The sequence below is a fragment of the Aminobacter sp. BE322 genome (assembly GCF_050433525.1).
Classification (GTDB): Bacteria; Pseudomonadota; Alphaproteobacteria; order Rhizobiales; family Rhizobiaceae; genus Aminobacter.
On record NZ_JBNPXB010000006.1, the window covers coordinates 18,067 to 37,524 of the forward strand.

General features: G+C 65.2%; 16 protein-coding genes. 5 read left to right on the forward strand and 11 right to left on the reverse strand.

From position 1 onward, the window contains the following. Positions 1-36: 36 nt before the first annotated feature. From J2X50_RS11160 to J2X50_RS11175, 4 genes are read right to left on the reverse strand one after another with little or no spacing between them, the layout of a single operon-like run. Complete coding sequence (locus tag J2X50_RS11160; protein WP_429094808.1) at positions 37-1,014, reverse strand: quinone oxidoreductase family protein; 978 nt, start codon at positions 1,012-1,014, stop codon at positions 37-39. A gap of 4 nt (positions 1,015-1,018) precedes the next feature. After that, positions 1,019-1,741 carry a phosphatidylcholine synthase gene (gene pcsA, locus J2X50_RS11165; protein ID WP_429094810.1) on the reverse strand — a complete coding sequence of 241 codons (723 nt, stop codon included), beginning with the start codon at positions 1,739-1,741 and terminating at the stop codon, positions 1,019-1,021. Next, the gene (locus J2X50_RS11170) at positions 1,738-2,352 is read right to left on the reverse strand and encodes a DUF1326 domain-containing protein (protein WP_429094812.1); all 615 of its coding nucleotides are present in this window, start codon (positions 2,350-2,352) and stop codon (positions 1,738-1,740) included. Before J2X50_RS11170 ends, pcsA begins: the two co-directional genes overlap by 4 nt. A 15-nt stretch (positions 2,353-2,367) precedes the next feature. Then, positions 2,368-3,264: a DUF2182 domain-containing protein gene (locus J2X50_RS11175; RefSeq protein WP_429094813.1), complete on the reverse strand. Its 897-nt coding sequence runs from the start codon at positions 3,262-3,264 to the stop codon at positions 2,368-2,370. Between the two features lie 103 nt (positions 3,265-3,367). Between J2X50_RS11175 and J2X50_RS11180 the strand changes: the two genes are divergently transcribed. Continuing rightward, positions 3,368-4,594 (forward strand): UbiH/UbiF family hydroxylase, encoded by a 1,227-nt coding sequence (locus tag J2X50_RS11180; RefSeq protein ID WP_429094815.1) that lies wholly within the window; start codon positions 3,368-3,370, stop codon positions 4,592-4,594. Between the two features lie 2 nt (positions 4,595-4,596). Here the strand turns inward: J2X50_RS11180 and J2X50_RS11185 are convergent, their stop codons facing one another. After that, positions 4,597-5,559 carry an AEC family transporter gene (locus tag J2X50_RS11185; RefSeq protein WP_429094817.1) on the reverse strand — a complete coding sequence of 321 codons (963 nt, stop codon included), beginning with the start codon at positions 5,557-5,559 and terminating at the stop codon, positions 4,597-4,599. Between the two features lie 242 nt (positions 5,560-5,801). Here J2X50_RS11185 and hspQ point away from each other — a divergent pair, with 242 nt between their 5' ends. Continuing rightward, positions 5,802-6,125, forward strand: a complete 324-nt coding sequence (gene hspQ / locus J2X50_RS11190; protein WP_429094818.1) for a heat shock protein HspQ — start codon at positions 5,802-5,804, stop codon at positions 6,123-6,125. Between the two features lie 74 nt (positions 6,126-6,199). Here hspQ and J2X50_RS11195 read toward each other — a convergent pair whose 3' ends face one another. Next, a complete protein-coding gene (locus J2X50_RS11195; RefSeq protein ID WP_429094820.1) occupies positions 6,200-6,832 on the reverse strand; it encodes an invasion associated locus B family protein in 633 nt (210 codons plus the stop codon). 229 nt (positions 6,833-7,061) lie between these two features. On the opposite strand from J2X50_RS11195, the gene J2X50_RS11200 reads away from it, so the two are divergent. Beyond that, positions 7,062-8,882 (forward strand): extracellular solute-binding protein, encoded by a 1,821-nt coding sequence (locus J2X50_RS11200; protein WP_429094821.1) that lies wholly within the window; start codon positions 7,062-7,064, stop codon positions 8,880-8,882. Positions 8,883-8,959: 77 nt separating this feature from the next. Then, the gene (locus tag J2X50_RS11205; protein WP_429094823.1) at positions 8,960-9,631 is read left to right on the forward strand and encodes a DsbA family oxidoreductase; all 672 of its coding nucleotides are present in this window, start codon (positions 8,960-8,962) and stop codon (positions 9,629-9,631) included. A 295-nt stretch (positions 9,632-9,926) separates the two neighbouring features. Here the strand turns inward: J2X50_RS11205 and mfd are convergent, their stop codons facing one another. After that, positions 9,927-13,424 (reverse strand): transcription-repair coupling factor, encoded by a 3,498-nt coding sequence (mfd, locus tag J2X50_RS11210; RefSeq protein WP_429094825.1) that lies wholly within the window; start codon positions 13,422-13,424, stop codon positions 9,927-9,929. An 8-nt stretch (positions 13,425-13,432) separates the two neighbouring features. Beyond that, positions 13,433-13,720, reverse strand: a complete 288-nt coding sequence (locus J2X50_RS11215; RefSeq protein WP_429094827.1) for a succinate dehydrogenase assembly factor 2 — start codon at positions 13,718-13,720, stop codon at positions 13,433-13,435. Between the two features lie 261 nt (positions 13,721-13,981). Here J2X50_RS11215 and recG point away from each other — a divergent pair, with 261 nt between their 5' ends. After that, positions 13,982-16,090, forward strand: a complete 2,109-nt coding sequence (gene recG / locus J2X50_RS11220) for an ATP-dependent DNA helicase RecG (RefSeq protein ID WP_429094829.1) — start codon at positions 13,982-13,984, stop codon at positions 16,088-16,090. On the opposite strand, the gene J2X50_RS11225 is transcribed toward recG, so the two are convergent. From J2X50_RS11225 to glmS, 3 genes are all read right to left on the reverse strand, one after another. Beyond that, the gene (locus tag J2X50_RS11225) at positions 16,042-16,797 is read right to left on the reverse strand and encodes a DUF502 domain-containing protein (RefSeq protein ID WP_429094831.1); all 756 of its coding nucleotides are present in this window, start codon (positions 16,795-16,797) and stop codon (positions 16,042-16,044) included. The two genes, recG and J2X50_RS11225, sit on opposite strands and share 49 nt — an antisense overlap. Before the next feature lie 129 nt (positions 16,798-16,926). Continuing rightward, positions 16,927-17,505 carry a DUF2272 domain-containing protein gene (locus J2X50_RS11230; protein WP_347966200.1) on the reverse strand — a complete coding sequence of 193 codons (579 nt, stop codon included), beginning with the start codon at positions 17,503-17,505 and terminating at the stop codon, positions 16,927-16,929. Positions 17,506-17,615: 110 nt separating this feature from the next. After that, positions 17,616-19,439, reverse strand: coding sequence for a glutamine--fructose-6-phosphate transaminase (isomerizing) (gene glmS, locus J2X50_RS11235; RefSeq protein ID WP_429094833.1), 1,824 nt, complete (start codon positions 19,437-19,439; stop codon positions 17,616-17,618). Positions 19,440-19,458 lie beyond the last annotated feature (19 nt).

Consider the following 19,458-nt stretch of genomic DNA (forward strand, 5'->3'; position numbering starts at 1 on the left):
GTAATGAGAAACTTTTTCAAGAAATCATGCGAGAATTCATGGGATGAGTACCGTCGCCCCCGTGGTCTTGCGGCCCTCGAGGTCGGCGTGAGCTTGGGCCGCATCGCGTAAAGCATAACGCTGGTTGATCCTGATCTCGACGGCGCCCTTCAAGACTACGTCGAAGAGCGCTTCGGCAGAACGGACAAGATCCTCGCGACGCGCATTATACGCGAAAATCGTCGGGCGCGTCGCATAGAGCGAACCCTTTTGCGCAAGCAGCGAAATGCTGAAAGGCGGGATGGGTCCGGAGGACTGGCCGAAGCTCACGAACGTACCCATGGGCTTCAGACAATCGAGCGAGGCCGGAAAGGTGTCGTTGCCGACCGAATCGTAGACCACGTCGCATTTCCTGCCCCCGGTGATGGCCGCCACCTCGGCGACGAAGTCCTGGTCGCGGTAGTTGACGACGTGGTCGAACCCGTGTGCCCTGGCGATTTCGGCCTTCTCTGCCGATCCGACCGTTCCGATCACCGTCGCGCCGAGATGCTTCGCCCACTGGCCGAGGATCAGGCCCACGCCCCCGGCGGCGGCGTGATAGAGGATCGTGTCGCCAGGCTTGACCTTGAAGGTCCTGAGCAAGAGGTACTCGGCCGTCATGCCCTTGAGCATCATGGCGGCCGCCTGTTCGTCGCCGATGCCATCCGGCACCTCGACCAGCTTGTCGGCGGCGATCACGCGCCGTTCGCAATAGGCGCCGGTCGGAACGGCGTAGGCGACGCGGTCGCCCGCCCTGAGCCAGTCGACCCCCTCGCCCACTTCGAGCACCACTCCGGCCGCCTCGCCGCCGGGCGTGACGGGCATGCCGGCGGGAGCAGGATAGAGACCCGAGCGGAAATAGACGTCGATGAAGTTGAGGCCGATCGCCGTGTGGCGGACGAGCACCTCGCCACGGCTGGGACGGCCGGGGTCGACGTCTTCGTAGACAAGGGCGTCGGGTCCACCGTGGACATGAACTCTGATCGCCTTGGACATCGGATCAGTCCCTCCGTGCACCGAGTTTCGGAAACAGCTGCATCACGCCGCCGATGAAGAAGAGATAGACGCCGCTGATGGCGATGCCGAGCTTGACCCAGTCGTTGGCCTGCATCTGCTGCAAAAGCGCGACCGCGCTGAAGGCGCACCAGATCAGCGTCATCGGCAAGTTGATGTTCCTGAGCCTGATGACGCGCACCGGATGCAGGAAGTTCATCGGCACGAAGGTCAGGATGCCGGCGACAAGAACGACGGCAAACGACACCCACTGTCCGGGCTGGATGACGAACAGGGTGAACACCACCATGTTCCAGACTACAGGGAACCCCTTGAAGAAGTTCTCCTTCGTCTTCATGCCCGTGTCGGCATAATAGATGGCGCTCGACACGACGATGATCGCGCCCGACAGGAAGGACAGGCCCTCACCCATGAACCCGCCCTGGTAGAGCGCAAAGGCCGGGATGAGCACATAGGTGACGTAGTCGATGATGTTGTCGAGGAGTTCGCCCGACCATGTCGGCAGGATTTCCTTGACCTCGAGCTTGCGCGCGATCGGCCCGTCGATGCCGTCGACGAACAGCGCCAGGCCGAGCCACCAGAACATGGCGGTCCAGCGCTCCTCGCTGGCGGCCACGAGCGACACGAAGGCCAGGAACGACCCCGACGCCGTGAGCAGATGAACCGAAAATGCGCGGGCCTGCGGCCAGGTGACTTTTTTTGGCTTCACGGTCCCCGCCAATCCAGTTTGCAGATTTCAGCCGAGCGGCCGGCAAAGTTCCAGTTGCGGCCGAAGGCGCGCATCCGGCTCTTGTCCGACTCCGCCACGATGATCTCGGGCGCGATCCAGTATTCCGAATTGGTGATCACCGTGTCGCTTTCGCTACTCTTGCCGGGGATCGGCGTAACCGCCCCGTCGATGATCTTGGGAATCTGGAAGAGGCGGGTGCGGTCCTTGGTCTCATAGCTGATCGGCACCTGCTCGACGCCGAGGAACTTGCCAACGAGAATCGAGAGCAGCGACGTGGTGCCACCGGCCTTGCCGGTGAAGATCCTGGTGAATGCCTTGGTCGCGTAGATCGAGGCGCGCTTGTCTATGAACAGCCCAGCGGTCCAGTTGCCGCGGCTCATATAGCCAGGTATCTCCATGATCAAACCGAGATTGAGACCGGAAAGGTCCACGTCGCCGAAATGGCCGCTGTCGACGCGGAAACCGGCCCAGGTCTGGCAATAGCCTTCCGTAGGCGGATGGTTGCCGAGCGACAGCACGCAGGGGCAGAACACGGTGCAATTGCAGGAAAGCACGAGCTCTCCCTTCATTGCCCAGCTCTGGTCAGCCATCGTTGCCTCCCCTTCTCAGACCGCACTTAATAGCAGGGCTCCCGCCCAGACAAGCAGTATCGCGCCTGCGACACGCGACGGTAGGGAACCCGCCATCTGTTTCTCGAACAAGGTAAAAATCCCGATCAGGGCCATCCAGAAGAGGTTCATGAGGCCGACCGCGAACATCACCAGCATCAGCGCCCAGCAGCAGCCGACGCACCAGGCACCCTGCTGCACACCGAGCCGGAATATGCGCGACAGCCGCGTGCTCCAGCGGCCGAAGAGGATCGAAAATGGGTTCCGGCATTTGCGCAGGCAGGCCGCCTTCAACCCGCTGAACTGGTAGAGCCCGGCCATCGCGAGCGCGGCCGCCGCCACGATGCCCTGCACCGGTGCAAGCGGATCGCCGGTGAACGCGACCGCCTGGACCGCGAGCGTCAGCGCGGCGAGACCGGCGGACACCGCGAGCCACACCGCGAGATAGCCGCCGACGAGGACAAGGGGATGGACGACGGCTTCGTTCTTGGCGCGTGCCGTGTCGGCGATCTCGCAATAGGTCCGGATCATCGGGGCGGCCGAAGGCAGCATCATCGCCACCGACATCAACAGCCACATTGCGGAAAGCACGGCCAGCCGCGCCCAGATGCCAAAGCCGAGCGGTTGCGGGGAAAGACAGAGCGCGATCAGAGCGTCGAACCAGCCCGGCCACGGCAGCTCCGGCAAGGCGCGCAGCAGCGCGTCGCCCGGCGCGGACAGGCCGGGTGTCCGGGTGTCGGCGGCGCGGACCGCCATGGCAATCAGCACGGCCCAGGACAAGGCGATGGCCGTGCCCAGCACCGCATACACTGCCGCGCGTGGACGCTGCGCGGCGAAAGCGGCGGCCCGGCCGGCAGCGTCGAGATTGCGGAAATCGTCCAGCTGATCGCCCATCGCAATCGAATGGGCTGAATCGCCGCGTTGATCAATGGCTTAGGCCTGCAATATATGCGGATATCCGGGTCCGTTCGGGACCTCGCAGCATGGACGGCGGCAGATGAGCGTCGACAATCGCACCCGTATCCTCGTCGCCGGCACGGGACCGGTCGGAATGATCTCGGCGCTCGCCTTTGCCAGCGCCGGTTTCGACGTGGTCCTCGCCGGTCCGCCGGCGCGCGCCGACGACGGCCGCACAACGGCGCTGATGGTGCCGGCGCTCAGGTTCCTCGACCGCCTCGGCGTGCTCGCGGAGCTGTCGAAGGACGCGGCGCCGCTCAAGGTCATGCGCATCATCGACGGCACCGCGCGGCTGATCCGCAGCCCGATGGTCACGTTCCGCGCCGGCGAGATCGGAGAGGAGCATTTCGGCTTCAACTTCCAGAATCGCGTGCTCAACGCAGTGCTGGAGAAAGCCGTCGCCGGACATTCCGGGATCGCCTGGCGGCGCAAGCTGGTCGAAAGCTGGAAGCTCGAGGAAAGCGGGGTCGCGGCCACGCTGTCGGACGGCGAAACGATGGAGGCGCGGCTCGCCGTCGCCGCCGACGGCCGCAATTCGCCCGCGCGCCAGGCCGCCGGCATCTCGGCCACCGCGAGAACCCTGCCGCAGGCGGCCCTGGTGCTCAACTTCGCACACAGCCGCGACCACGCCTTCACTTCGACCGAGTTCCACACCGAGACCGGCCCGTTCACCCAGGTACCGCTGCCCGGGCGCCGTTCGAGCCTGGTGTGGGTGGTGAGGCCTGAGACGGCAAGGCAGCTGGCCGAGCTCGACGACGCGGCCCTGTCGTTGCGCGTCGAACAGCAGATGCAATCCATGCTCGGCCGGGTGACGGTCGAAGGAGGCCGGCAGATCTATCCGCTGTCGACATCACTGCCGTTGCGCTTCGCAGGGAAGCGGGTAGCGCTGGTCGGCGAGGCCGCACATGTCTTCCCGCCCATCGGTGCCCAGGGCCTGAACCTTGGCATCAGGGACGTCGAGCAACTCGTTGCAATGGCTTCGAAACACAAGGACGATCCCGGGGCGGCGGCGGCACTGGCAGCCTATGATTCCGCCCGCAGGCCGGACATCCTGGCCCGCACCGGTGCGGTCAACCTGCTCAACATGTCGCTGCTGTCCGACATGCTTCCGGCCCAGCTCGCCCGGGGTCTCGGGCTCAACCTGCTCGGCGGCCTCTCGCCCGTGCGTGCCTTCTTCATGCGCGAGGGGCTGAGGCCCGGCAGCGGCTTCGCCGCGCTCGCCTCCTCGCTCAAGGCTCCGCGGCGCTCCTCGACAACGGCCGAATAGGCCTACGGAAACAGGTCCGGCGGCAGGATGCCGTTCTGGATCATGTAAAGCAGACCCGTCACGGTCAGCACCGAGGCACAGGTGGTGATCAGCACGCTCGCCGACGCCCGCTCGACCCATACGCCGTACTGCTGGGCGATGACGAACACGTTCGTCGCGGTCGGCAGCGCCGCGAGCAGCACCGCCGAAAACAGCCACGCCGGCGAGAAATTGCCGACCCAGCTCAGCACCACGTAGCACAAGAGCGGATGCACGATCAGCTTGAGGATGGCGATCGGGGCGATTTCGTGCGGAACGCGCTTCAGCGGGCGCAGCGCCAGCGTCACCCCCATGGCAAAGAGCGCGCAAGGGGCAGCCGCGCGCGACAGGTATTCGAGGAAGCGTTCGAGCGGCAGCGGCGGGCGGAACTCGGCATAGGCGGCGAGCACGCCCAGGGCGGTTGCGATGATGAAGGGGTGGAACGCGATCTTCTTGAAGACGTCGGCCGCCACGCTCCTGGGCGAGCGGCGCTCGTCGCCGGCCAGCGCCATCATCATCGGCGCGACGGTGAAATGCATGATGTTCTCGAAGCAGAAGATCAGCGCCACCGGCACCGCCGCCTCCTCGCCGAAGGCAAGCAAGGCCAGCCCCGGTCCCATGTAGCCGATGTTGCCGTAGGCCGCGGCCAGCCCCTTGACCGTCGATTCGGCGATCTCGCCGCGTCCGCTGACGAAGGAGGCGGCAAACATCGTGGCGAAGATGGTGAAGGTCGAGAACACCGCACCGAGGATGTAACCCCATTCGGTCAGCCGCTCGAACGGGGTCTTGGCCAGGAGCTGGAAGAACAGCGCCGGCAGCGCCACGTAGACGATGAACGTCGTCATCCATCCCAGCGCCTCCAGCGGCTGGCGCGTGAGGCGGGCGACCGCATAGCCGACGAAGATCAGCCCGAAGAACGGGAGTACCAGCCCGATCACGTCCGACATTCAGAGGCTCCCCGTAATGTCTCGGCGCCCGCGGCAGACAGCATGCCCGCCGACATGGGCAGCCGGTAGCGTGCGGCTCCGCCGCCAGTCAAGCGCCATGCCATTGAAATGGCCGGGCGGGCGGGCCAAATAGGGCAAAGCCCGGCGCACGGCCACAAGCTGCGTTCCAGGCTTCAACCAGCAACCTAAATAGTTGATTTGGCGTATGATCAGGCAGATCATATGCGGGTATGGTAGCGAACATGAAGACGGCGAAGTTCTCGATCGGACAGGTGGTTCGCCACCGCGTGTTTCCCTTTCGCGGCGTGATTTTCGACGTCGATCCGGAATTCTCCAACACCGAAGAGTGGTACGAGGCCATTCCGGCAGGCGTACGCCCGAGCCGCGACCAGCCCTTCTACCACCTGCTCGCGGAGAATTCGGAGACGGAATACGTCGCCTACGTATCGGAGCAGAACCTGCTCGAGGACCACTCCGGAGAACCGGTCCGCCACCCGCAGGTGGGGGAGTATTTCGACAAGGCGCCCGACGGCGGCTACGTGCTCAAGCCGCGCATCAGCCATTGATCGCCAACTGTCGAACGGACACAAAAAAGCGAGGCTCGAAGCCTCGCTTTTTCATTTTCCCGCCAATTTGAGGATCAGTTGGCCGTCTTGGCCTTGTCCTGCTCTTCCTTGAGCTTCTTGGCGAAGTCCTGGTTGTTCTTGGAAACGAACTCCTGGAGCTTCTTCTGGCGATCCTCGAGGTCCGACTGCTTCAGCGGCTCGCCGTCGAAGGCGCCGGAGAAGCCCTGCAGCGAGACCTTGATCGGGTTGGGCTGGTTCTGGAAGTTGACCGAGGTCAGCGTCAGTTCGGTGCCCTTCTTGAAGGAACCGACGAGCTGGTCGGTCAGCGGGATCTCGGCCACGCAACGATCCGGGAAGCAGATCACGTATTCCAGCTTCTGGGTCTTGTTGGCGTCGACCTGCAGACCGACGCCGGGAGGAATCAGACGGCCGCTGGGAACGGTCACCTGGAACACCTTGCGGTTGACCTTGCCCTTGAGCTCGATCATCGAGATGCCGGTGACCAGCTGACCGTTCGAGGCGGTCAGGATGTTCTGCACGTTGCAGATGTCGACGTCGGCCTGCTTGGAGCAAGCCTTGAACCAGCCCTGCGGCACCTGCTGCTGCTGTGCGGCAGCGGGCGAAAGGCTCGATGCCACCGCACCGGCAACGCCAGCCGCCAGGATGGACAGACGGAACCCATCGAATTTCCGGTTCGTGATCTTCATGAAATCCTCTCAAACAATCCCGGGACCGGCCGGGGTCGGTGTGTCGACGCTACCTGTTGGGCAAATGAGGCAACAGCATGACTTCGCCGCGGGTGTTACACCGCCGCGCGGCCCGAATCCAGCCCGCAAAGCGGCATTTCTTGTATTTCCAAGCCGCCATGGACGGCCCGTACAGGGCTGGGTTAGGCTTCGAATCACCAACTTCCCCCGTTCTCATGGAGAAATCGTCGTGAGACGCTGCTTTTCCCTGTCGACCGCCGCCGCCGCCTTCTTCCTGCTGGCTCCGCAGGCGGGATTCGCCGAGCCGGTGAACGGCCTGTCGATGCACGGCCAGCCCGCCCTGCCCACGGATTTCAAGAACTTCCCCTATGCCAATCCGGATGCGCCCAAGGGCGGCCAGATCAACTACTGCGTCATCGGCAGTTTCGACAACCTGAACCCCTTCATCATCAAGAGCCTGCGCACGACCGCGCGCGGCGTGATCGACGTCATCTACGGCAACCTCGTGTTCGAATCGCTGATGGCGCGGAGCGCCGACGAGCCATTCAGCGTCTATGGCCTGATCGCGAAGTCGGTCGACATCGATCCGGAGCGCAAGTGGATCGAGTTCAACATCGACCCCAACGCCAAATGGTCGGACGGCAAGCCGATCACGCCCGATGACGTCATCTTCACCTATGAGGTGTTCACCGAAAAGGGCCGGCCGCCCTACAGCGACCGCATGGCCCGCATCGACAAGATCGAGAAGACCGGCGACCTGTCGGTCCGCTTCACCTTCAACGACAAGGCCGACCGCGAATTCCCGCTGATCATCGCGCTCACGCCCATCGTCCCCAAGCACTTCTTCGACAAGGCGACCTTCGACCAGACGACGCTGAAGCCGGTGATGGGCAGCGGTCCCTACACCATCGCCGAGGTCAAACCGGGCGAGCGCATCGTGTTCAAGCGCAACCCCGACTACTGGGGCCGCGACATCCCGTCGAAGCGCGGTTTCGACAATTACGACCAGATCAGCATCGAATACTTCCTGAACGCGGCTGCGCAGTTCGAGGCCTTCAAGAAGGGGCTGTGCGACACCTATACCGAGGCCGATCCGGTCAAGCGCGAGCGCGGTTTCGACTTTCCCGCCTTCAAGAACGGCGACATCGTCGCCGAGACCTTCAAGAGCGGCCTGCCACCGGTGGTCACCGGCTTCATGTTCAACACGCGGCTGCCGAAGTTCGCGGACCCGGTCGTGCGCCAGGCGCTGGGCATGCTCTACGACTTCGAATGGGCCAACCGGAGCCTGTTCGGCGGCAAGTACGAGCGCACCGTCAGCTTCTGGCAGGGTACGGAGCTCTCGGCCTACGGCGTGCCGGCCAACGACAAGGAAAAGGCGCTGCTCGCGCCCTTCCCCGACGCGGTCCGCGCCGACATCATGGACGGCAGCTGGCGCCCCCCGGTCACCGACGGATCGGGCCAGGACCGCAAGGTGCTGAAGGCCGCCCTCGACCTGTTCAAGAGCGCCGGCTACACGCTGCAGGGCGGCAAGATGATGGACAAGGAGGGAAAGCCGTTCGGCTTCGAAATCCTGACCTCCTCCGAAGCCGAGCAGCGCCTGGCCGCGATCTACCAGCGCACACTGGAGAAGCTCGGCGTCGCCGTCGTCATCCGGGCGCTCGAGGCCGACCAGATCCAGTCGCGCAAGCAGAACTTCGAATTCGACGTGCTGATCGGCGCGACGGGCTTTACCGGCACGCTGTCGCCGGGCATCGAGCAGATCGGCCGCTGGGGCTCTTCCTCGGCCAACAAGCCGGGTACGTTCAACCTTGCGGGCGTGGCAAACCCGGCTGTCGACGCCATGATCGACGCCATGCTGAAGGCGCGCGAGAAGGACGATTTCGTCGCCGCCGTGCGCGCGCTCGACCGCCTGCTGATGTCGGGCAACTACATGGTTCCGATGCAGCACAACGCCGATCAGTGGATCGCGTATGCGAAGAGACTAAAACATCCGGAAAAAACACCCATATCTGGCTATCAATTGCCGGTCTGGTGGAGCCAGGGCGGCTAGCCTCAAGCAAAGCGAGCGCGGATCGGGCATTCTGCCGCCCGATCTGACCGCGCCGCGGAACAAGGATCATCCCTGCCATGGCCCAGGAACTTACCATCGACGTGGTGTCGGATGTCGTCTGTCCATGGTGCTTCGTGGGCATGAAGCGGCTCGAAAGCGCGCTTGCCAGCATACCCGAGGTTTCGGCGGACGTGCGCTGGCGCCCGTTCCAGCTCGACCCGACCATTCCGCCGGAAGGCAAGGAACGCAAGGCCTACATGCTGGCCAAGTTCAGCGACGAGGCGCGGCTGAAGCAGATCCACGCCAATCTGGTGTCGCTCGGCGCCGTCGAGGGCATTTCCTTCGACTTCGACGCGATCACTGTCGCCCCCAACACGCTCGACGCCCACCGGCTCATCCGCTGGGCGGCCGCGTCGGGCGACGGGGTCCAGAGCAGGCTGGTCAGCCTGCTGTTCCGCTCCTATTTCGAGCAGGGCCGGAACATCGGCGACCACGGCGTGCTGGTCGAGGCCGCCCGCGAAGCCGGGATGGATACCGCCGTCGTAGAGGCGTTGCTTCCGACCGACGCCGATCGCGACGAGGTCACCAACGAGATCGTGACCGCTTCGCGCATGGGTATCTCCGGCGTGCCCTGCTTCCTGCTCGAAGGCAAATACGCGGTCATGGGCGCCCAGGAATCGGCCACGCTCGCCGACGCGATCCGCCAGGTGGCGGCAGCCAAGGCGCGCGGCGAGTTGGCGACGAGCTAAGCGCAGTCGTCATCGAGCCTGATTGGCGGTTGGCCCGTCGTGCGTCCTTCGACAAGCTCAGGATGAGGGCCGTCGGCGCTGTCAGTAAACCTTCGTGGGCAAGCATCAATGCGATGGCCCCAATGTTATGTGCGTTGCCGCAAGACCCGCGGCGACGTCCGCAGCGGTGAGGACGTCGAAGCAGCCCTGCAGCCAGCACCGTCAGCGCTGGATTGGCCACAGCACTATAGCGCCGACGGCCCTCATCCTGAGCTTGTCGAAGGGCGCACGCCCCAGCAACCGCCCTCGCCCAGCCTCAGGCAGCGTCTGCCAGTTTCGCCAGTTGCGTCATGATCACGGCGGAACCCGCCAGGCGCTTCTCGGCGTTCGGCCAGTCGCGCTGGAACACGACGCTCTGGTCGGGCCTGATCTTGGCCAGCGAGCCCTGTTCGGCAATGTAGCGCACCAGCCCGGCCGGATTGGCGAATTCCTTCTTGCGGAACTGCACCACCACGCCCTTGGGTCCGGCGTCCAGCTTCTCGACATTGGCCTTGCGGCACAGCGCCTTGATGAAGACGATCTTGAGCAGGTGCTTGACCTCGTCGGGCAGCGGCCCGAAGCGGTCGATGAGCTCGGCGCCGAAGCCGTCGATCTCCTCGGTGTTCTCGAGGTCGCCGAGCCGGCGGTAGAGCGCCAGCCTGAGCTGCAGGTCCGGCACATAGCTTTCCGGGATCATGACGGCGGTGCCGACGGCAATCAGCGGCGACCAGCCCGTGTCGATCTCCTCGCCGCTGCCGCGCAGCTCGGCAACCGCCTCTTCCAGCATCTGCTGGTAGAGCTCGAAGCCGACCTCCTTGATATGACCCGACTGTTCCTCGCCCAGAAGGTTGCCGGCGCCGCGGATATCGAGATCATGACTGGCGAGCTGGAAGCCCGCGCCCAGCGTATCGAGCGACTGCAGCACCTTGAGCCGGCGATCGGCCGTATCGGTCAGCTTGCGGTTGGCCGGCAGGGTGAACAGCGCATAGGCGCGCACCTTGGAGCGGCCGACGCGCCCGCGCAGCTGGTAGAGCTGGGCGAGACCGAACATGTCGGCGCGATGCACGATCAGCGTGTTGGCGGTCGGGATGTCGAGGCCCGACTCGACGATGGTCGTCGACAGCAGCACGTCGTACTGGCCGTCGTAGAAGGCATTCATGATGTCGTCGAGTTCGCCCGCCGGCATCTGGCCGTGCGCCACCGCCACCTTCAGCTCCGGCACCGATTCCTGCAGGAATTGCCGGATCTCGGCGAGATCGGAAATGCGCGGCACGACATAGAAGCTGTGGCCGCCGCGATAGCGCTCGCGCAGCAGCGTCTCGCGGATGACCAGCGGATCGAAGGGCGAGATGAAGCTGCGCACCGCCATGCGGTCGACCGGCGGCGTGGCGATCAGCGACAGTTCGCGCACCCCCGTGAGTGCCAGCTGCAGCGTGCGCGGGATCGGCGTCGCCGACAACGTCAGCACGTGCACGTCGCTCTTCAGCTCCTTCAGCCGCTCCTTGTGCTTGACGCCGAAGTGCTGCTCCTCGTCGATGATCAGCAGGCCGAGGTTCTTGAACTCGATGGACGAGCCGAGCAGCGCGTGGGTGCCGACCACGATGTCGACCGTGCCTTCGGTGACGCCCTTCTTGGTCTCGGCCAGTTCCTTGGCACCGACCATGCGCGAGGCCTGGCGCACCTGAACCGGCAGGCCGGCGAAGCGCTGCGAGAACGTCTTGAAATGCTGGCGCGACAACAGCGTCGTCGGCACCACGACCGCCACCTGGAAACCTTCCATGGCGGCGATGAAGGCCGCGCGCAGGGCCACTTCCGTCTTGCCGAAGCCGACGTCGCCGCAGATCAGCCGGTCCATCGGCTTGCCGTCGGCCAGATCCTCCATGACCTGATCGATGGCGCTCTGCTGATCGTCGGTCTCCTCATAGGGGAAGCGCGCCGCGAACTCGCCATAGACGCCGTCCGGCGGGTTCATCACCGGCGCCTCGCGCATCTGGCGCTCGGCGGCGAGCTTGATCAGCTGGCCGGCCATTTCGAGCAGGCGGCGCTTGAGCTTGGCCTTACGCGACTGCCAGGCGCCGCCGCCGAGCTTGTCCAGCTGGGCCTCGGCCGAATCCGAGCCGTAGCGCGACAGAAGCTCGATGTTCTCGACCGGCAGGAACAGCCGCCCGTCGCTGGCATAGTGGATTTCAAGGCAGTCGTGCGGCGCGCCCACCGCCTCGATGGTCTTCAGCCCGACGAAGCGGCCGATGCCGTGGTCGGCATGCACGACGATGTCGCCCGCCGACAGCGACGAGGCCTCGGCGATGAAGTCGGCGGCGCGCTTGCGCTTCTTGCTGCGGCGGATCAGGCGGTCGCCGAGAATGTCCTGCTCGGCGACAAACACCAGGTCGCCCGCCTCGAAGCCGGCCTCTATCGGCAGCACCGCGAGCCCCGCCTCGCCCGGCTTCAGCGCCTCGACGTCGCCAAGGCTTTCGACCCGCTTGAGATTGCCGAGATCGTGCTCTTCGAGGATCTGCGTCAGGCGGTCGAGGGATCCTTCCGTCCAGCCGGCGACGACGACGCGCCGCTTGGCCGCGCGCTGGTCGGCAATGTGGCGGGCCACCACGTCGAACACGTTGGCGTTGGGGTCGGCACGCTCTTCGGCAAAGCTGCGGCCGGCATGCGATCCGGCGTGCAGCACCTTGCGACCGCTCGTGAAGGGCGTGTCGAAGGGCGTCAGCTCGACATTGGCCTGGTCGGCCAGCGCCGTCGTCACCTCGTCGGGCGACAGGTACATCAGCCCGGGGGCTACCGGCTTGTAGGGCACGGCATCCTTGATGCCGCCGCCCTCGGCCTGTTTGCGCCTGGCATCGTAGTGGTCGAGGATCAGCGCATGGCGTTCGCTCAGTGCCTCGCGGGCCAGATGGTCGAACACCACCGGAGCCTCGGGCAGGTATTCGAACACCGTCTCCATGTGCGGATAGTAGAACGGCAGCCAGTGCTCCATCCCGGCAAAGCGCCGGCCCTCGGAGACGGCAGCATAGAGCGCGTCGTCGCGCGACGGTGCGCCGAAGGCCTCGATGTAGCTGCGGCGGAACTTGCTGATCGTCTCGGGCGTCAGCGCCACTTCGCTCATCGCCTGCAGCACCACCTGGTTGCGGCTGCCCGTGGTGCGCTGGGTCGCCACGTCGAAAGCGCGGATCGTTTCCAGCGTGTCGCCGAAGAAGTCGAGCCGCAGCGCGTCGGGCGCACCCGGCGCGTAGAGGTCGAGGATACCGCCGCGCACGGCGAATTCGCCGACGCTGCGAACAGTGGGCACGCGCTCGAAACCGGCGCGCTCGAGCCGCGCCACCAGCGCGTTCATCTCCACCTGGTTGCCGGGCTTGGCACGAAATTCCTGCGCCTCGATGGCGGCCGAGGGTGGCACGCGCTGCAGCAGCGCGTTGGCCGTCGTCAGCACGATGGCGCGGTGGGGCGATTTTCTCAGCGCGATCATCGCCGCCAGCGCGTCGAGGCGGCGGGCGGCGGCATCCGCGCCCGGCGACACGCGGTCATAGGGCAGGCAGTCCCAGGCCGGAAGCTCCAGCACGGGCACGTCGGGCGCCACGAAGTTGAGCGCCTCGACGATCTGCGGCAGGCGCTGGCCGTCGCGGGCGACGAACAGCAACGGACCGTCGGGCGCCATTTCGGCGGCCGCGGTCGCAATGGCAAAGGCTTCGTAACCGTCGGCGACGCCGTCGACGATGAACTGTCCGGCGCGACCTTTCGGCAGGCCGATGGGTTTCAGCAGGCTCATGATGTCGCTCAGATGGTGAAGGCGTCGCGCGACGCCACGATCTGCCTGTAGACGTCGGTGTCGACCGACGCCGGCACCGGCGCCTCGCCGATAATCCAGGACAGCAGTTCCCTGTCGGTGATGTCGAGCAGCGCCTCGTAGACGTCCAGGTCTTGGTCGCTCAGCTTGTCGATGCTGATGTCGGCGAAATGGCCGAGGATCAGGTCCATCTCGCGCATGCCGCGATGCCACGACCGAAACAGCAGCTTGCGCCTGCGCGTATCCAGGCCTTCGCTCGAGCGTGTCGTTCCGGTCATTTCGGCAATTCCTCTGGTGACGGGGCGCATATAGCGTGGATAGCCGTCCCTGTCAGCCTTGCAACCCCACCTACGGTGTCTAACATCCGGGTGTGACGACGACTCCTGACATCATCCAGTTCCTACCCGCACGCCGGCGCACATTCCCCTTTGTGGGAAGGGTCGGCGCGAAGCGACGGGGTGGGGGTGCGGTTTGGTGGCAAGGAGATACCCCCACCCGGCCCTGCAGGCCACCCTCCCCACAAGGGGGAGGGTAAGACGATGCGGCCTTCCCTGCTCGATCCCCTGTTTTCGCCCATCACAACGCTTGCCGGTGTCGGTCCGAAGGTCGCGACGCTGGTGGAGAAGGTCGTGCCCGCCGATCTCGGCGACCGCGCGGCGCGCGCCGGCGACCTTCTGTTCGTCCTGCCCAACAGCGTCATCGACCGGCGCAACCGTCCCGGCATCGCCTATGGCGCCGAGGGAGCCATCGTCACGCTGGAGGTCCGCATCGACCGCCACCAACCGGCGCCGCGCGGCAACCGCTCGGTGCCCTACCGCGTCTTTGCGCATGACGACACCGGCGAGATCGCGCTGACCTTCTTCCATGCCCACGCCGCCTATCTCGAAAAGGCGATGCCCGAGGGCGAGAAGGTCATCGTTTCCGGCAAGATGGAATGGTTCAACGGCCGTCCGTCGATGGTCCATCCCGACCACATCGCGCTGGCCAGCGAGGCCGACAAGCTGCCGCTGGTCGAGCCGGTCTACCCGCTGACCGCCGGCCTGTCGGCCAAGATCCTGCGCCGCGCCATCGGCCAGGCCATCGAGCGCGTGCCGCAGCTGCCGGAATGGCTGGATGCCGACGTCATGCGCCGGCAGAGCTTTCCGGCCTTCCAGGCGGCCCTGCAGCGTGTCCACAACCCGGCCGATCCGCTGGACGCATCGCCTGATACCGCCGCCTGGCGCCGCCTCGCCTATGACGAGTTCCTCGCCGGCCAGGTGTCGCTGGCACTGGTCCGCGCCCGCGTGCGCAAGCTGCATGGCCGCCCGCTCACCGGCGACGGACGCCTCGTCGAGGCGCTGCGCAAGGCCCTGCCCTATGCGCTGACCGCCTCGCAGGAACAGGCGCTCGTCGAGATCAACGAGGACCTCGCCAAGCCCGAGCGCATGCTGCGCCTGCTCCAGGGCGACGTAGGCTCGGGCAAGACGGTGGTCGCACTGCTCGCCATGGCCCGCGCCGTCGAGGCCGGCGGCCAGGCAGCCCTGATGGCGCCGACCGAAATCCTCGCCCGCCAGCATTTCGCCGGCATCTCGCCCCTGGCCGAACGCGTCGGGCTCAGGGTCGCGGTTCTCACCGGCCGCGAAAAGGGCCGCGAGCGGACCCAGGTCCTCGCCGATCTCGCATCCGGCGAGATCGACATCGTCATCGGCACGCACGCGCTGTTCCAGGAAGCCGTCGTCTTCCACGACCTGGCGTTGGCCGTCATCGACGAGCAGCACCGCTTCGGCGTCCACCAGCGCCTCGCCATGAACGCCAAGGGACAGGCCCCCGACATGCTGGTGATGACGGCGACGCCGATCCCGCGCACGCTGGTGCTGACGGCCTTCGGTGACATGGATGTGTCGCGCCTGACCGAAAAGCCGGCCGGCCGCCAGCCGATCCGCACGGTCACCATGCCGCTCGAACGGATCGACGAGCTCGTCGGCCGCATGCGCGACGCAGTGGCCGAGGGCCAAAAAGTCTACTGGATCTGCCCGCTGGTCGAGGAATCCGAAGAGATCAAGCTGATGTCGGCCGAGGACCGCTTCGCCTCGCTGCAGCCCGTCTTCGGCTCCCGCATCGGCCTCGTCCATGGCCGCATGAAGGGTGCGGAGAAGGACGAGGCGATGCGCGCCTTCAAGGAAGGCGAAACGCGCGTACTGATCGCCACGACCGTCATCGAAGTCGGCGTCGACGTGCCCGACGCCACCATCATCGTCATCGAGCATGCCGAGCGCTTCGGCCTGGCACAGTTGCACCAGCTGCGCGGCCGCGTCGGGCGCGGCTCGAAGCCGTCATCCTGCGTGCTGCTCTACAAGGACCCGCTCGGCGAAACCGCCAAGCGCCGCCTGTCGGTCATGCGCGACACCGAGGACGGCTTCCTCATCGCCGAGGAGGACCTCAAGCTGCGCGGCGAAGGCGAACTCCTGGGCACCCGCCAGTCGGGCACGCCCGGTTTCCAGGTCGCCCGCATCGAGGCGCATGCCGACCTGCTCGAAATCGCCCGCGACGACGCACGCCTGATCCTCGCCCGCGATCCCGAGCTGGTGTCACCCCGCGGCGAAGCGCTGCGCTTGCTGCTCTATTTGTTCGGCCGCGACGAAGCCGTCCGGTTGCTGAGGGCCGGCTGAGGCAGCGTGCCCACCGGCGGGTTGCCGAGCGGCCCGTCGATCGCCTTGCCCTTGGCGGCTGCCTTTTGCTTGGGGTCGGGCGTGACCAGCCCTGCCGAAACGATCAGCTTGGCGCCGTCCTCGATGCTCATGTCGAGGATAACCACCTCGGACTTCGGCACATACATCAAAAAGCCCGTGGTCGGGTTCGGCGTGCACGGCATGAAGACGGCCATCAGCGGGTCGCCCTCGACATCGAGCTTGTCGTTGATCTCGTTCCGCTTGTCACCCGCGACGAAGACGATCGACCAGACGCCTTTGCGCGGATACTCGACCATGCCGACGGTCCGGAACATCTCGTTCTTGTCCGACAGCGCGGTCTCGAAAAGCTGCTTCAGCGCCTTGTAGAGCCCGCGCACCAGCGGCGTCCTGTCGAGCAGCCGCTCGCCGAAGCCGACGATGGCGCGGCCGATGAAATTGGCGGTCAGGAAGCCGATCAGCGTGATGAGCACCAGCGCCACGATCAGCCCGAAGCCGGGAACCCGGATCGAAAGATAGGTGTCGGGATTGTAGGTGGCCGGAATGTAGGGCTTCACCCAGGAATCGACCCAGCCGATGAACGACCAGACGATGTAGACGGTGAGCGCCAGCGGCGCGCAGACGACGAAACCAGTGAGGAAGTAGTTCCTCAACCGTGTCACTGCCGAGGACTTCTGGCTGTCGGACATGGACGGCTCGACGGATTGTGCGCTGCACTCACCTTAGAGCATCAAGTCTGCTGCCCGACAACCAATATTGCTGTGACCGCCTAGCAAGGCGCCGCCAAGGTTCATGCGCAAGTCCCGAGCGGCCTACTCCTACAGCAGGTTCTGAATGACGCAGATGTAGCGACTGGGGTCGCTGGGTGGCTGCTTGATGATGCCCTTCGCGTTGAGCCGCACGACCCTGGCGCCGACGGTATCCGACTCATTGCCCCCGACCGTCCGGACGTAGCGGCCGCCGCCATCGACCCCTTCCTCGACGACGATGGCCGAGTGGGATTCGTATGCCTTGTTGCTCATGGCAAAGCTGTAGTCGAAGGTGTTGCCGTTGCGGTTGTTCTGGATGATGTCGCCAATCTTTGGCGCATAGTCCGCCGTCGGGTGGGCGCGGAACACCCCGACTACCTTCTTGGCGTTGTCGATCGCCACATGGACGAACTCGGAATGCCGCGGAGAGAACTTGAACTGGGAGGCGCTTGCGCCTGCGTTCTTCACGAACGACGACACGAACACCGCCGACCAGGCCGTGCCTACGCCCGGAAATCCCAGGCCCAGGCTACTCCAATACCATTTGATCCGTCCCGCCATCTTCGGCGTGGTTTCGTGGTAGCCGTTGTACTGATCGAATTCCGCCTCCGCCAACGAGGCCAATTTCTTGGCAAAGCCAGTGGCCATATCCACCTCCTCAGGTTGCGGAGGCAGGATAAGGCAATATCAGGGCAAAATCTACTAATGGTTGTACATTCAATAGAGAACAACTACAGATTTTATAGCCTTGTTTCGGCCTACTCCACCGTCACCGACTTCGCCAAATTGCGCGGCTGGTCGACGTCGGTCCCCATGAAGACGGCAGTGAAATAGGCCAGCATCTGGATCGGCAGCGCGTAGATGATCGGTGCGATGAATTCCGGCACGTCGGGCAGCACGATCGTCTCCATGGTCTTGATCGTCGCCTGTGCCGCACCCTTCTGGTCGGTGATCAGGATGATCTTGCCGCCGCGCGCCGCCACCTCCTGCATGTTCGAGACGGTCTTCTCGAATATGCGGTCATGCGGGGCAATCACGATGACCGGCATGTTCTCGTCGATCAGCGCGATCGGCCCGTGCTTGAGCTCGCCCGCGGCATAGCCCTCGGCGTGGATGTAGGAGATTTCCTTGAGCTTGAGCGCGCCTTCCATGGCGAGCGGAAAATTGGTGTCGCGGCCGAGATAGAGCACGTGCTTGTAGGAGGCGAGTTCGCGCGACACCTTCTCGATCTGCTTGTCGAGCTTGAGCACCTGCGCTGCATAGCGCGGCGTCTCCGACAGGCTGCGCACCAGCGCCTTTTCTTCCCCGGCCGAGATCGTGCCGCGCTCGGAGGCGGCACGGATCGCAAGGGCCGCCAGCACCGAAAGCTGGCAGGTGAAGGCCTTGGTCGAGGCAACGCCGATCTCGGGGCCGGCCAGCGTCGGCAGGGTCACGTCGGATTCGCGCGCGATCGTCGATTCACGGACGTTGACGATGGCGCCGATCGGCACGCCTTCCTTGCGGCAGTAGCGCAGCGAGGCCAGAGTGTCGGCGGTTTCGCCCGACTGCGAGACGAAGAAGGCAGCACTCTTCTTCGAGATCGGCATCTCGCGGTAGCGGAACTCGGATGCGACGTCGATGTCGACCGGCAGGCGCGCATGGCGCTCGAACCAGTATTTGCCGACCAGTCCGGCGAGATAGGCCGTGCCGCAGGCCGAAACCGCGATGCGGTCGATATCGGCGAAACTGAACGGCAGGTCGAGCGGCTTCGAGGTGCCCTGAGTAAAGTCGAGATAATGCGCCAGCGTATGCGAGATCACCTCCGGCTGCTCATGGATTTCCTTCTCCATGAAGTGCCGGTGGTTGCCCTTGTCGACCAGGTAGCTGGTGCCGAGCGACTGGCGACGCGGCCGCTCGACGGCATTGCCGTCCATGTCGTAGATCTGGAACTCGGTGCGGCGCACGACGGCCCAGTCGCCATCCTCGAGATAGGTGATGGAGTTGGTGAAGGGTGCCAGCGCAATCGCGTCCGAGCCCAGGAACATCTCGCCCTCGCCATGGCCGACGGCCAGCGGCGGGCCGTTGCGGGCGCCGACTATCAGGTCCTCGTCGCCCTGGAACAGGATGGCCAGCGCGAAGGCACCGTGCAGCCGCTTGAGTGCGGCATAGGCGGCATCCACCGGCTCGGCGCCGCCCGCCAGTTCACGTGCGATCAGATGAGCCACGACCTCGGTGTCGGTCTGCGATGTGAACTCGTAGCCGTCGGCCGTAAGCTCCTGGCGCAGCTCGGCAAAATTCTCGATGATACCGTTGTGGACGATCGCCACCCCGCTGGAGAAATGCGGGTGCGCGTTGGTCTCGTTGGGCACGCCGTGGGTGGCCCAGCGCGTGTGGCCGATGCCGATGGTGCCGTCCAGCGGCTCCGCCTTCAGCCGGCGCTCGAGATTGACGAGCTTGCCTTCGGCACGCCGGCGGGCGAGTTCGCCATGTTCGATGGTGGCGACGCCGGCCGAATCGTAGCCGCGATATTCCAGCCGCTTCAACGCATCGACGATCAGCGGCGCTACCGGCACCTGTCCGACGATTCCGACGATTCCGCACATAGGCGCTCCCCAAATCCTG